We start from the raw sequence: 13,071 nt of genomic DNA on the forward strand, positions 1-13,071 counted from the left end.
CTCCGCCCCGGCTCGTGGGGGTCGTCACTCGGTGTCGACCCCCTCCGGCGGACCGGCAGGCCGGGACGCCGCTCGCCGGGCACGGCGCGGTCGGCTCGTGGCCGCCGGGGTGATCGGAGTCGGCTCGGCACCGTCGACCACCATCTGATCGGCGGGCTTCACCGGCTCCGCACCGGCGTCCGCCGACGCGGCAATCGCGTGCGCCGTACCGACCCCGGTCGGATACACCTCCGCACCACCGCCGACGTCAGCGTTCGCGCCGGCGTCACCCGTCGACGCCGCCACCGCATGTGCCGTACCGACCCCGGTCGGATGCACCTCCGCGCCACCGCGAGCCACGTCCGCCGCGCCGCCATCCGCTACAGCACTGCCGCCAGCCGGCGCAGCGCCACCGCCAGCCGCCGGGCTGCCGCCGTCTGCGGCCGCCGGGCTGCCGTCGCTAGCGGCCGCCGAGTTGCCGCCATCCGCGGCCGCCGGGGTGCCGCCATCCGCGGCGGCCGGGCTGCCAGCGTCGGCTGCTGCCGGGCCGCTGTCGGCTGCGGCGGCCGGGCTGCTGTCGGCTGCGGCGGCCGGGCTGCTGTCGGCTGTCGTTGAACGGCCGGCGGTCGGCGATCCGGCCGCGCGCTGGGCGGCTCGCCGCCCCCGCGTCCGCCGGGTGGGCTCCGCCACCGGAGCGACGTCCACGACCTCGGCGTCGGCGACGTCGTACGCGAGCGCACTGTCGCCGTCCTCGATCGCCTCCCGCGCCAGGTCGTCGACGATCAGCGCCTCGGCCGTCGCGTCCGCTGCGACCTCGGCAGGCGACTCGTCCTCGGGCGCGACCGCGACCGCGCGAGCACTGGCCGCGTGGATCGCGGCGACCGCTGCCACCGCCGGAGCGGTCACGGTCCCCACCGCTTCGCCGCCGCCGCGCTTGCGACGGCCCCGACGACCCTCCTTGGCCTCGGCGACGACCGGCTCAGCGTGCTGGTGACCGCCGTTCCCGTTGCCCCCGGAGCTCTGGCGTCCGATCAGCGGCTCGTTGTGGATGATCACACCGCGACCGCGGCAGACCTCACACGTCTCGCTGAACGCCTCCAGCAGACCCTGACCGACCCGCTTCCGGGTCATCTGCACGAGGCCCAGCGACGTGACCTCGGCGACCTGGTGCTTCGTCCGGTCCCGCCCGAGGCACTCGGTCAGGCGCCGCAGCACCAGGTCACGGTTCGCCTCGAGCACCATGTCGATGAAGTCGATGACGATGATGCCGCCGATGTCGCGCAGCCGGAGCTGACGCACGATCTCCTCGGCCGCCTCCAGGTTGTTGCGGGTGACCGTCTCCTCGAGGTTCCCGCCCTGCCCGGTGAACTTGCCGGTGTTGACGTCGACGACCGTCATCGCCTCGGTCCGGTCGATCACCAGCGAACCACCGCTGGGCAGCCAGACCTTACGGTCGAGCGCCTTGGTGATCTGCTCGTCGATCCGGTACGCGGCGAACACGTCGGTCTCGGCGGTGTGGTGCACGAGCCGCTCAGCCAGGTCCGGCGAGACGTCGCGGACGTACTCCTCCACCTCCGGCCACGCCTCGGTGCCGGAGACCACGAGCTTCGAGAAGTCCTCGTTGAAGACGTCCCGGATCACCCGGATGACCAGGTCGGGCTCGGCGTTGAGCAGAGCGGGAGCGCCACCCTTGGTGGCCTTCTCCTTGATCGCCTGCCACTGCGCCTCGAGACGCTCGACGTCGTGGGTGAGCTCGGCCTCGCTGGCGCCCTCGGCTGCGGTGCGGATGATCACACCGGCGTTCTCCGGCACGATCTTCTTGAGGATGTCCTTGAGGCGCTTGCGCTCGGTGTCCGGCAGCTTCCGGCTGATGCCGGTCATCTGGCCTTCGGGGACGTAAACCAGGAACCGTCCCGGCAGGCTCACCTGGCTGGTCAGCCGGGCGCCCTTGTGTCCGATCGGGTCCTTGGTGACCTGCACCAGCACCGAGTCGCCGCTCTTCAGCGCGACCTCGATCTTGCGCGGACGGCCTTCCATCCCGGCGGCGTCCCAGTTCACCTCACCGGCGTAGAGCACCGCGTTGCGGCCCTTGCCGATGTCGACGAACGCCGCCTCCATGCTCGGCAGGACGTTCTGCACCCGGCCGAGGTACACGTTGCCCGCGTACGACGTGGAGCTGGCCTTCGTGACGTAGTGCTCGACCAGGACGTCGTCCTCGAGCACGGCGATCTGCGTGCGGTCACCGATCTGGCGGACGACCATCACGCGCTCGACGGCCTCGCGGCGAGCCAGGAACTCGGCCTCGGACAGCACCGGCGGACGCCGCCGGTTGCTCTCCCGGCCTTCGCGCCGACGCTGGCGCTTGGCCTCCAGCCGGGTCGAGCCCTTGACGCCCTGGACCTCGTCCTCGATCGACCGGGTAGTAGCCGGGGCCGGCTGCCGCACCTTGACCACGGTGTTCGGCGGGTCGTCGGTGCCGGATTCGCTCTCGCCGGCGCCCCGCCGACGACGGCGGCGACGGCGCCGCGTTCCGCCGCCTGCCTCGTCGTCACCGTCGGTGGTGCCGTCGGCGGCCTCCGCCGCCTCGTCATCGGCCTCGTCATCGGACGCGGTGGCCTCCGCGTCGTCCTCGGACGCATCATCCGCGCCGGTGGGCTCGTCCGCGTCGCCGTCCGCGGAGTCGGCGCCGTTCTCACCGCGCCCGCGACCACGGCCACGACGACCGCGCCGACGGCGACGGCGACCGTCCTCGCCGCCTTCTTCGTCCGCGTCTGCGTCGGTTTCGGCCTCGTTTTCGGCCTCGGCTTCGGCGTCGGTGGAGGTGACGTCCTCGATGTCGACGTCGTCCTCGGTCTCGTCCTCGATGTCCTCCGCGACCACGGGCGCCACCGGCTCCACCGCGCGGATCGGGACCGCGGACGGCTCGGGCGCCATGAACGTGACCATCGGTGCACGCCGGACGCGGGTGCGGCGGGTCGTCGACTCCTCGGCGGCCTCCGCAGGCTGCGACGGGGCGAACGGCGACGCCGCAGCAGCCACGGTCGGCTGAGCGCCCCGGTCGGCGTCACCGGCAGCCGGAGCGGTCCGCCCAGCGTCGGCACGCGAGGTTCCGACAGACGTCTCCTCGCCAGGTGCCACGCCGGCAGCCGCGCCTCCAGCGGGCGCGTTACCGCCGGACGCGCCTCCAGCAGGCGCTGCCGCAGCAGCGCTCCCGGCAGCCGCGCTCCCGGCAGCCGTGCTACCAGCAGGCGCCGGCCCAGCAGCCGCGCTTCCGGCAGCCTCGGTTCCGGCGGGCACGGTTCCGGCGGGCACGGTTCCGGCGGGCGCCGCAGAAGCGGCCGCGGTTCCGACAGCGCTCCCGGCAGGTGCAATACCGGCCGCCGCGGCGTCGGCCGGGGGCTCGGAGGCGCTTGCGGCGGCGGACGACGATCGGCGACGGCGACGCGACGTGGGCGCAGGCGCCTCCTCGTCGGTCGGTTTGCTCTCGCCGGCGGCAGGCGTGGCCTCGCCGACCGCTGCCGCGGTGCCCGTGGAGGCGGTGCCCGTCGAAGCGGTGCCCGTCGAAGCGGTGCCCGTCGAAGCGGTGCCCGGGGAGGCGGTGTCGGCGGAAGCGTTGTCGGCCTCCGCTGCGGTGGTGCGACGACGACGGCGGGTTCGCGGCGCTGTCACCTCGACCGCCACGTCAGGCGGCGTCGGGTCGTCGGTGGCAGAGGACTCCGTCGCCGGGGTCTCCGGCGCCGATGTCACTGCTGCGGACGTGTCGGCGGCGTCACTCTCGGCCGCCGGCTCCGCGGTGCGGCGGCGCGAGCGGGTCGCGCGGCGACGCGGCGCCGGTTCGTCGGCGGCGGCATCCCCGCTGGTCACAGTGGTCCCTTCAGCGCCGGACGCAGCCCCTGCCGGAGGAGCGCTGTCGGCCACCGAACCGGCCGAAGCCGAGCCACCGGACGCGGCGCCGCGGGTGCGGCTGCGCGAGGGGGCTGCGGCGGTGTCGCGCGTCACAGCGGCGTCGGGGGGCAGCGAGCTGCTGCTCACAGCGTCCGAAGAAGCAGTATCGGAACTGGGCGACGGCGGGTCGGCAGGTGGACCGGCAGGCCGACGGGCCGCACGTCTCCGCGCGGGTCGGGCGGTCAGCGACGCCTCGGCGTCGGCTGCGCTGTCACTATTCGTGCTACCGGTGGTCGCTCCGGCAGGGGAAATCCCTGCCGGACCAACCCCGGTCGGCTCGTTGTCGAGCATCCGGGCAAGTCTCCCGTCCGCCCCCGGGCGCGTGTCCGCGGCCACGCAGGGGCGTGTCGTATCGGTGCTGTCAAGCGGCTACCGGAACCTCCGGCGACCGCCGAGTCTCTTCTCTCACGCCGGTTAGGTCGGCGTTCCGATGGCGAGCCCGCCGCGGTCTGCATCGAGCGGATCGGCGATCCGGCCTTCGGCGGTGAGGGCCCCCTGTGCCATCCGAGTGGCTCGGGGCGGCACCGGAAACTCCGCCGGGTCCAGATCGGCCACCTGGCGTAGACCGGTCAGGAAGTCATCGGGTCGTACAGCGGGTGTCAGATGCCGTACAACGCAAATGATTATCGCACAGGGGCTGCCCGTGACAGCCGTGGACACTCCCAGCTCAGCCGGGGCGACCCCCGAGAGGGGGGCAACACCGTCACCTCCGGCGAGCCCCACCTCCTCCGCTACAACGGCGCTGACCAGCGCGGATCGCACATCGATCGAGCGTTGCCCGGCCTTCGTCCGGCGCTCGACCGGCACCGTCTCGGCAGCCAGCAACGCGGCCACCGCAGTCCGTGCCTGGGAGGGGTCTACCCCGGGAAGCTCGATCTGCCACTCGGACGCGTCAATTCTTTCCGGCAGCGAACCGCCGGTCGCCCGGACCGCCTCGACGATGTCGATCCCCGGCGGCAGCGCGCGATCGAGAGCGGACCGCAGTTGCTCGACGTCGACCTCGCGCGCCAGGCCGATCTCCAGGTACTCCGCTTCGCTGGCGACGCCGGTCGGGGCGGCGCCGACGTAGGAGACCTTCGGATGCGGTGTGAAACCGGCCGAATACGCCATCGGTACGCCTGCGCGCCGGAGCGCCCGCTCGAACGCGCGGGCGAAGTCGCGATGCGAGGTGAACCGCAGGCGGGCACGCTTCGCGTACCGCAAACGCACTCGCTGGACGACGGGGGGCGGCGGCGGACCGTCGGGCATTCGGGACAGCGCAGGCTCCTTTACGTGTTAACTACCGTAAGTGGCAGAAGTCGCTTACCGGTGGGGCCGATCTGAATCTCGGTGTCCATCGTGGGACAAACACCACAGTCGAAGCACGGCGTCCAGCGGCAGTCGTCCTGCTCGACCGAGTCGAGCGCGTCCTGCCAGTCCGCCCATAGCCATTCCTTGTCCAGACCGGAGTCCAGGTGGTCCCACGGCAGGACCTCGAGCTCCTCGCGCTCCCGGGTGGTGAACCACTGCAGTGAGACGCCGAGCGGCTCGAGCTCGACCTTCGCGGCGTCGATCCAGCGCTCGTAGGAGAAGTGCTCATGCCAGCCGTCGAAGCGGCCGCCCTCCTCCCAGACCCGCTGGATGACCCGGCCGACCCGACGATCGCCCCGCGAGAGCAGGCCTTCGATCAGCGAGGGCTTGCCGTCGTGATAGCGGTAACCGATCGCCTTGCCGAGGCTGCGGTCGGCGTTGATCGCCTGCCGCAGCTTCCGCAGCCGGTCGTCGACGACCTCCGGGTCCTCCTGCGCGGCCCACTGGAACGGGGTGTGCGGCTTGGGGACGAACCCGCCGATGCTCACCGTGCAGCGAATGTCTTTTCGGCCGGCCGCCTGACGACCGGCACGGATGACGTCGTGCGCCATCTCGGCGATCTCCAGGACGTCCTCGTCGGTCTCGGTCGGCAGACCGCACATGAAGTACAGCTTCACCTGGGTCCAGCCGGCGGAGTAGGCGGCCGTGACCGTGCGGATCAGGTCGTCCTTGCTCACCATTTTGTTGATGACGCGGCGCAAGCGCTCGCTGCCACCCTCGGGCGCGAACGTCAGGCCGGAGCGGCGCCCGTTGCGGGACAGCTCGTTGGCCAGGTCGATGTTGAACGCGTCCACCCGGGTCGACGGCAGGCTCAGCGAGGTGTTGGTGCCCTCGTAGCGGTCGGCCAGGTCCTTGGTGATCTCGGCGATCTCGGTGTGGTCGGCACTCGACAGGCTGAGCAGGCCAACCTCCTGGAAACCGGTGGCCTTGAGCGACGCGTCGACCATCTCGCCGATGCCGGTGATCGACCGCTCACGCACCGGGCGGGTGATCATCCCGGCCTGGCAGAACCGGCATCCCCGGGTGCAGCCGCGGAAGATCTCCACGCTGGCGCGCTCGTGCACGGTCTCGGCGAGCGGCACCAGCGGCTGCTTCGGGTACGGCCAGGCGTCCAGGTCCATCGTCGTGCGCTTGTTGATGCGGAACGGGACGTCGGCGCGGTTCGGCACCACTCGCTGGATCCGGCCGTCGGGCAGGTAGTCGACGTCGTAGAAGCGCGGAACGTAGACCGCCTCGGTGCGCGCGAGCCGGAGCAGGACCTCGTCGCGGCCACCCGGACGCCCCTGCTCCTTCCACTCCCGGATCACGTCGGTCATCTCGTTGACGGCTTCCTCGCCGTCGCCGAGCACTGCCGCGTCGATGAAGTCGGCGATCGGCTCGGGGTTGAACGCAGCGTGACCGCCAGCCAGGACGATCGGGTGGTCCTCGGTGCGGTCGGCCGCCTTGAGCGGGACGTTTGCGAGGTCGAGCGCGGTGAGCAGGTTCGTGTAACCGAGCTCGGTGGCGAAGCTCACACCGAGCACGTCGAAAGCCTGGACGGGCCGATGGGCGTCGACCGTGAACTGAGGGACGCCGTACTCGCGCATGAGCTTCTCGAGGTCAGGCCAGACGGCGTAGGTGCGCTCTGCGAGCGCGTCCGGCCGCTCGTTCAAGATCTCGTACAAAATTTGGACGCCCTGGTTGGGCAGACCCACCTCGTAGGCATCGGGGTACATGAGTGCCCACCGCACGGGGTGGGCGTCCCAGTCCTTGATCGTGGAGTTCAGCTCCCCGCCGACGTACTGGATCGGCTTCTGCACTTTCGGCAGCAGCTGTTCGAGACGAGGGAAGACCGACTGGACGCTCATAGTGCCCACCAGCCTACTGGCCGCGTGGTGCCGGCGGCCCCTCGGCCGATTGTCCGCTCATCGACGTATCGCGCCTCGCCGATAGGTCGGTGAGTGGACAAATAACTCCGGTGCATGACCACCGTCACGTGCGTATCCGGATGACGATGGCCTTCTGGATCGTTACAGTCGATGTGGGCGCAGGGAGCGCCCGACAGAGTAGGAGTGTCGACATGTTTTTCTCCGGAACCGCCGCGAACGCGCTGGTGCGCGCACGGTCGGCCCGGCACGCCCGGGACGCCTGGGCCCGTCTCGTCGACGAGAAGGGCGAGCGCCGCGCTTTCGCGGAGCTGGCTTCGTTCGCGGGTGGCTCGGACGCCGCCGTGCGGACCCTCACGCGGCACGGCATCGAGACCGACCTCGACTGACCGTCCGCCCCGAGATCTGATCAATCGAGCAGCTGTCGAACGGCCGACGAAGGCACCACAGTAGACAGCAAAGGCCCATAGCGAAGAAGCTATGGGCCTTTTCCGTGCGCGGAGGTCGCTGCGGCGCGGGCAGCCGCGAGCGCGCCGCGCGGGGGGCGGCCGCGAGCGCGCCGCGCGGGCGGCGGCGGGCAGCGCGGCCGCGGCGGGGCGGCCGCGGCCGGCGGGGCCGCTCCGGATGAAAAGCGGATTGGTCCAGTCAGGGCAGGACCAATCCGCGTTCGTCGCGCCCTCACCGCTATCCGGGCTGCGGAACGCGCCTGATCATGGGGTGGGCGTCGGCTCTGTGCCGTCGGCGGGAGATTCCTGGACGCCGTCGGGGGTGGCAGCGGGTGGCGACGTGACGTACACCGGCGATGGCGAGACCGTGACCTTCACCGTGACGTCGGGCGCGGGCTCACCACGCAGCGGGATGCCCACCACCGAGCCCACGAGACACGACACCAGGGCGATCACCGCGCCGGCACCGAGGAGGCCGGCGAGCATCGGCTTGGTGAAGATCGGTTGGGTTGCGCTGGGACCGGGGTCCGGGGGTTCCAGGGATGCTCCGCGTGGGCGGTCGTCCGACCAGGCGGTCGGAACCTCGCCGCTCACGTTCCAGCCCACGGGGCCAATCGGGCCGGACGGGTTTCCGCTGGTCGGTGCGCCACTCACGGGCATCGCGCCGTAGGCGCCGCTCACAGGTGCCGCGCCGCTGACCGGAGCCGCCGCGGCCGCGCCAGTCGGAATTGCACCGCTGACGCGAGCCGCACCGTTGGTGGGCGCCGCACCATAGCTCGGCGCGGCACCGTAGGCCGGTGCTGCTCCGCTCACCGGCGCCGTGCCGTTGACCGGTGCCGCGCCATATGGAGGTGATGCCCCGCTGACCGGCGCTGCACCACCCACCGGAGCTGCGCCGTACACCGGCGCAGCGCCACTGACCGGCGCTGCGCCGCTCACGGGAACCGCACCGCTCACGGGTGTTGCCCCGCCGGGAGGCGCTGCCCGATGCGCCGAGGCCGCACCGCTGACCGGAACCGCGCCACTCCTGGGAGACGCACCGCTCACGGGTGCCGCCCCGTACACCGGAGCCGCGCCACTGACCGGGGCCGCACCGCCCATGGGAGCCGCACCGCTGACCGGAACCGCGCCACTCCTGGGAGACGCACCACTCACGGGTGCCGCCCCATACACCGGAGCCGCGCCACTGACCGGGGCCGCACCGCCCATGGGAGCCGCACCGCTGACCGGAACCGCGCCGCCCATGGGAGCCGCGCCGCTCACCGGGGAGACGGCCGCCCGGCCGGGGTGTCCGCCGGGATCGCGGATCGCATCACGATCACCGGTCTCCCACTCGCGCCCCGGACGCTGGCGCGGCACCGCCGCGCTCGCCCGGCCGCTGGGCGCGGAGCCCGGCACGCTCGCGCTGCCCGCCGCACTGGCGTGGCCCCGCGCGTCGTCCCACTCCGGATCGACGTCTCCGGTGATCCAGTCGGGCTCGTCGGCGTCGTACCGCGGACGCCGAGACCGCCCGGCACGGGGCTGACCGGCCGGCTCGTATGCCCGGTCGTCGCGCTCGTGAACCTGATCATCCGGCTCGTAGGCGGGGTCGTACCCCCGGTCGTCGCGCTCGTAGGCCCGATCGTCGCGCTGGTAAGCCCGCTCCTGGTCATATGCCCGGTCCCGGTCGAAGACCCGATCGTCGCGACCGAAGGGCCGATCCTCGTCGTAAGACCGGCCCTGGTCGTAAGCCCGGCCCTGGTCGTAAGACCGGCCCTGGTCGTAAGGGCCGCCCTGGTCGTGGGATCGGTCGGCGCGCTCGTAGGGCCGGTCCTGGTCGTGGGGCCGGCCGCTCCGCTCGAGCGGCCGGTCATCCCGGTCGTGCGTCCGGACGTCGTGGTCGTAGCGTCGCTCGTCAGGGGCGGCCGATGAGGGGTCGTCGTCGCGGCGCGCCCGCTCGGCCGCTTCTCGCGCCAACCGCGCCGCCGCCCGCGTCCCCTCGGCCGGCCGCGCATCGGCCTGCCTGCCCTCGTCGCTCGCCCGGCGCCCGGAGCGACGCCCTTCCCGCTCGGGGTAGCTCTCCCGTTCCGGGTGGCCCTCCCGCTCCGGGTAACCGCCTGGCTCTACGGGCGGTTCGTCGTATCGACCGCTCAGGCGATCCTCGCGCATAGGACCACGCCAATCTTCGCCTCGCCGATCCTGGCCCTGCTGATCCTCGGCCCGGCGGCCATCGCCCTGCCGGTCCTCGCCTCGACGACCCTCTGCCCGGCGCCCCTCTTCCGGCCGATCCTCGACCCAGCGACCGTCCGCCCGCCGATCCTCCGCCCAGCGACCGTCCTCCCGACGATCCTCAGCCCAGCGACCGTCCTCCCGCCGATCCTCCGCCCAGCGACCGTCCTCCCGACGATCCTCAGCCCAGCGACCGTCCTCCCGCCGATCCTCCGCCCAGCGACCGTCCTCCCGACGATCCTCAGCCCAGCGACCGTCCTCCCGCCGATCCTCCGCCCAGCGACCGTCCTCCCGACGATCCTCAGCCCAGCGGCCATCCTTCGGGGGGTCCTCGACCCGGCGAGCGTCCTCCCGACGATCCTCGACCCGGCGAGCGTCCTCCCGCCGATCCTGGGCCCAGCGGCCCTCCTCCGGACGGTCCTCGACCCGACGACCGTCTCGGCGGTCGCCGCTGCGGCGCTCCTCGCCGCGAAGCTCCTCGCTGTGGCGGTCCTCGTGCCGACGGTCCTCGGCGCGGCGGCTCTCTCGGTCATCCCGGCCCGGCCCGCGGTCGTAAGCCCCGTCGTAGCGCGCCGACGCCTCGTAGCCGGCTGAGGCACGGTCATCGAAGGCACCCTCGTCGTAGGCAGCTTCGTCCTCCGGCACGTCCGTCGGACCGAGGACCCGGTGCCCCGACGTGTGCAGGTAGTCCAAGTAATAGTCTCCGTCGTCCGGATGCCGGCCCCGCTCGTCGGGCCGGTTCCGCCGCTGCTCGATGCGCTGGATCAGACCCGTTCGGCCCAAAAGACCGGTGGCACTCGGGTCCTGCTGCTCGCCTCCCGAAGGCGCGCTCCCCGACGGCCCGGGCCCGGCCGATCCGGGTCCAACCCCGGACGGCCCAGCCTCCGGGGGCTGACCGCCGAACGGCGCCGGCCCGGACGGCTGAGCCCCGGGCGGCACGGGCCCGGGCGGCACGGGCCCGGGCGGCACGGGCCCGGACGGCACGGGCCCGGACGGCGCCGGGCCGGACGGCACGGGCCCGGACGGCGCCGGGCCGGACGGAGGGCTGCCGGAGACCGGGGCGTCGCCCGGGGACCGCCCGACCGATCGGGCGTGCGGCGAACCGTCCGAAGGCGGCCTCGACGCCGATCGGTGCTCTGGCGGGTAGTCGCCCGGCATGACCATCCTTGTCTCACGTGCAGTGCGGAACAGCGGGACTCCAGCGTCCTCCGTTACCTCCCGGGCAAAAGTAAAGGCCGGACCTCAGACTGATGCATGGACCCTCGGTCTCCGGTTAGCTCCCCCGAAGAGTCAGGTGAGCGCCGCCCGATCGGACGGTTCCGTTCACTTCGAGTAACTGCACCGGCACACAAAGACGTCCACATCGGAGAACCGCTACCGACGTGTGAGGATCGAACCATGGGTCGGACCGTCGCATTCGTGCTCGGGGGTGGCGGCGTCCTCGGCGCCGTCGAGGTCGGCATGATCCGGGCGCTCTACGACGCGGGCATCTACCCCGATCTTGTCGTCGGGACTTCGATCGGCGCGCTGAACGGCGTCGTTCTCGCCGCGGCACCGATCGACGAGGCTACCGACCGCCTGACCGAACTCTGGTCGTCCAGCGCCGCCCGCGACGTCTTCCGCGCGTCGATGGCGCGCCAGGTCGGGCAGCTGGTTCGCACCGGGACGCACGCTCACTCGTCCGGGCCGCTGCGGGCGTTGCTGAAGCCGCTGGAGGGCCTGCGCTTCGAGGATTTGCGCGTCCCGTTCCAGTGCTGCGCGGCCTCGATCGAGCGGGCCGCCGAGCGGTGGTTCACCTCCGGGCCGTTGATCGACGCCGTGATGGCCTCCTGCGCGGTGCCGGGTTTACTCCCGCCCGTGCGCATTGAGGACGAGCACTACCTTGATGGGGGGTTGGTGAACAGCATCCCCGTCGGCCGCGCCCTCGAACTCGGCGCCGACCAGGTGTTCGTCCTGCAGGTCGGCCGGATCGAGCGACCGCTGCGAGCACCCTCCAAGCCGTGGGAGGTGGCGATGGTGGCGTTCGAGATCGCCAGGCGGCACCGGTTCGCGCGCGACATGGCGTCCCTACCGGACAACACCGACGTCCACGTGCTGCCGACCGGGCTCGGCGAGCCCATCGAGACGAAGGCCGACCGGGCGCTGACCGACCTGTCCCCGCTGGCGTACCGGTCGTTCGGGCTGATCGACCGCCGCATCGACCGCGCCTATCAGGCCAGCACCGCCTACCTGGCCGAGAACGGACTGGCCTGAGTCATGCCGATCCCCCGCTGGTTCCGCCGTGTCATCGTGGCACCGGCCGCCGTCTGCATCCTTTCCGGGCTGCTGCTGACGATGCCGCTCTGGTTGATCGTCGTCGGCCTGGTCTCGATCGGGCTGAAGGGGCGGCGCAGGTTACTGCGCGTCGTCTGGCTCGGGACGCTGTACTGCGTCCTGGAACTCGTGGTGCTGCTGGAGCTCTTCGGACTCTGGCTCGCCGCCGGGTGCAGCGCGCGTCGCGTCCGGAGCCCGAAGTTTCAGGTACGGCACTACCAGCTCGTCGCCTGGGTTTTGAACATCGCCTATCGGCAGGCGGGTCGCGTCCTCAAGCTGCGGGTGCGCACCGACGGGCCGGACCCGGACGCACATCCGGGGCGTCCGCTGATCGTGCTCTCCAGGCACGCCGGCCCCGGCGACTCGTTCCTGCTGACCAACGCGCTGATCAACCAGTACGCACGCGAGCCGCGGATCGTCCTGAAGGACACGCTGCAGTGGGATCCGGCGGTCGACGTCCTGCTCAACCGGCTGCCGAGCCGGTTCATCTCGCCCAACCCCGGCTCGTCCGGCGACGCCGTCGAGGATCAGATCGCGACGCTCGCGACCGGCCTGGACGAGAACGACGCGTTCGTGATCTTCCCGGAGGGCGGCAACTTCACCCCGAACCGCCGCACGAAGATCATCGAGAGCCTGCGCCGCAAGGGTCTGCACTCCGCCGCGCGACGCGCCGAGGAGATGATCCACGTTCTGGCTCCCCGGCCGGGCGGCGTGGTCGCCGCGCTCGGGGCCGCGCCACCGGACGCGGACGTGCTGCTGGTCGCGCACACCGGGCTCGACCACATGCTCACGGTCGCCGACGTATGGCGGGAGCTGCCGATGGACAAGACGATCACGATGCGGTTCTGGTTGGTGCCTGCGGCCGAGGTGCCGCGAGCGAATCCGGAGCAGCAGGTCGAGTGGCTCTACGGCTGGTGGGAGCGGATCGACGATTGGATCGAGGAACATCGCGCCGCCGCTTGACG

Annotated in this window: 8 protein-coding genes and 1 pseudogene; 5 read left to right on the forward strand and 4 right to left on the reverse strand. The window is 72.1% G+C overall.

Translation table 11 applies throughout. The annotated features are described in order from the left end of the window. Positions 1-24: 24 nt before the first annotated feature. From BUB75_RS15485 to BUB75_RS15495, 3 genes are all read right to left on the reverse strand, one after another. Positions 25-3,117: an Rne/Rng family ribonuclease gene (locus tag BUB75_RS15485; protein ID WP_073257720.1), complete on the reverse strand. Its 3,093-nt coding sequence runs from the start codon at positions 3,115-3,117 to the stop codon at positions 25-27. 1,221 nt (positions 3,118-4,338) lie between these two features. Next, positions 4,339-5,172 (reverse strand): TIGR03936 family radical SAM-associated protein, encoded by an 834-nt coding sequence (locus BUB75_RS15490; protein ID WP_073257722.1) that lies wholly within the window; start codon positions 5,170-5,172, stop codon positions 4,339-4,341. 20 nt (positions 5,173-5,192) lie between these two features. Then, entirely contained in the window at positions 5,193-7,121 is a 1,929-nt protein-coding gene (locus BUB75_RS15495; protein ID WP_073257724.1) for a TIGR03960 family B12-binding radical SAM protein, read from the reverse strand. A gap of 212 nt (positions 7,122-7,333) precedes the next feature. Between BUB75_RS15495 and BUB75_RS15500 the strand changes: the two genes are divergently transcribed. Then, positions 7,334-7,528: a hypothetical protein gene (locus tag BUB75_RS15500; protein WP_073257726.1), complete on the forward strand. Its 195-nt coding sequence runs from the start codon at positions 7,334-7,336 to the stop codon at positions 7,526-7,528. A gap of 321 nt (positions 7,529-7,849) precedes the next feature. Here BUB75_RS15500 and BUB75_RS15505 read toward each other — a convergent pair whose 3' ends face one another. After that, positions 7,850-8,179 (reverse strand): hypothetical protein, encoded by a 330-nt coding sequence (locus BUB75_RS15505; protein WP_143175227.1) that lies wholly within the window; start codon positions 8,177-8,179, stop codon positions 7,850-7,852. Positions 8,180-9,007: 828 nt separating this feature from the next. Between BUB75_RS15505 and BUB75_RS15510 the strand changes: the two genes are divergently transcribed. The 4 genes and pseudogenes from BUB75_RS15510 to BUB75_RS15530 all read left to right on the forward strand — a co-directional run bounded on the left by BUB75_RS15510 (position 9,008) and on the right by BUB75_RS15530 (position 13,069). Then, a complete protein-coding gene (locus BUB75_RS15510) occupies positions 9,008-9,496 on the forward strand; it encodes a hypothetical protein (RefSeq protein ID WP_073257730.1) in 489 nt (162 codons plus the stop codon). Positions 9,497-9,878: 382 nt separating this feature from the next. Further along, positions 9,879-10,349 (forward strand): annotated as a pseudogene (locus tag BUB75_RS48840) (penicillin-binding protein); the annotation flags it as partial. A gap of 842 nt (positions 10,350-11,191) precedes the next feature. Next, on the forward strand, positions 11,192-12,046 hold the full coding sequence (locus BUB75_RS15525) for a patatin-like phospholipase family protein (RefSeq protein ID WP_073257734.1): 855 nt from the start codon (positions 11,192-11,194) through the stop codon (positions 12,044-12,046). A gap of 3 nt (positions 12,047-12,049) precedes the next feature. Then, on the forward strand, positions 12,050-13,069 hold the full coding sequence (locus BUB75_RS15530) for a lysophospholipid acyltransferase family protein (RefSeq protein ID WP_073257736.1): 1,020 nt from the start codon (positions 12,050-12,052) through the stop codon (positions 13,067-13,069). Positions 13,070-13,071 lie beyond the last annotated feature (2 nt).

This window comes from Cryptosporangium aurantiacum, assembly GCF_900143005.1.
GTDB classification, from domain to species: domain Bacteria; phylum Actinomycetota; class Actinomycetes; order Mycobacteriales; family Cryptosporangiaceae; genus Cryptosporangium; species Cryptosporangium aurantiacum.

Coding starts and splice junctions, on each gene's coding strand:
- BUB75_RS15490 (WP_073257722.1), bottom strand. CDS start 5,172: ATGCCCGACGGTCCGCCGCCGCCCCCCGTCGTCCAGCGAGTGCGTTTG.
- BUB75_RS15495 (WP_073257724.1), bottom strand. CDS start 7,121: ATGAGCGTCCAGTCGGTCTTCCCTCGTCTCGAACAGCTGCTGCCGAAA.
- BUB75_RS15500 (WP_073257726.1), top strand. CDS start 7,334: ATGTTTTTCTCCGGAACCGCCGCGAACGCGCTGGTGCGCGCACGGTCG.
- BUB75_RS15525 (WP_073257734.1), top strand. CDS start 11,192: ATGGGTCGGACCGTCGCATTCGTGCTCGGGGGTGGCGGCGTCCTCGGC.
- BUB75_RS15530 (WP_073257736.1), top strand. CDS start 12,050: ATGCCGATCCCCCGCTGGTTCCGCCGTGTCATCGTGGCACCGGCCGCC.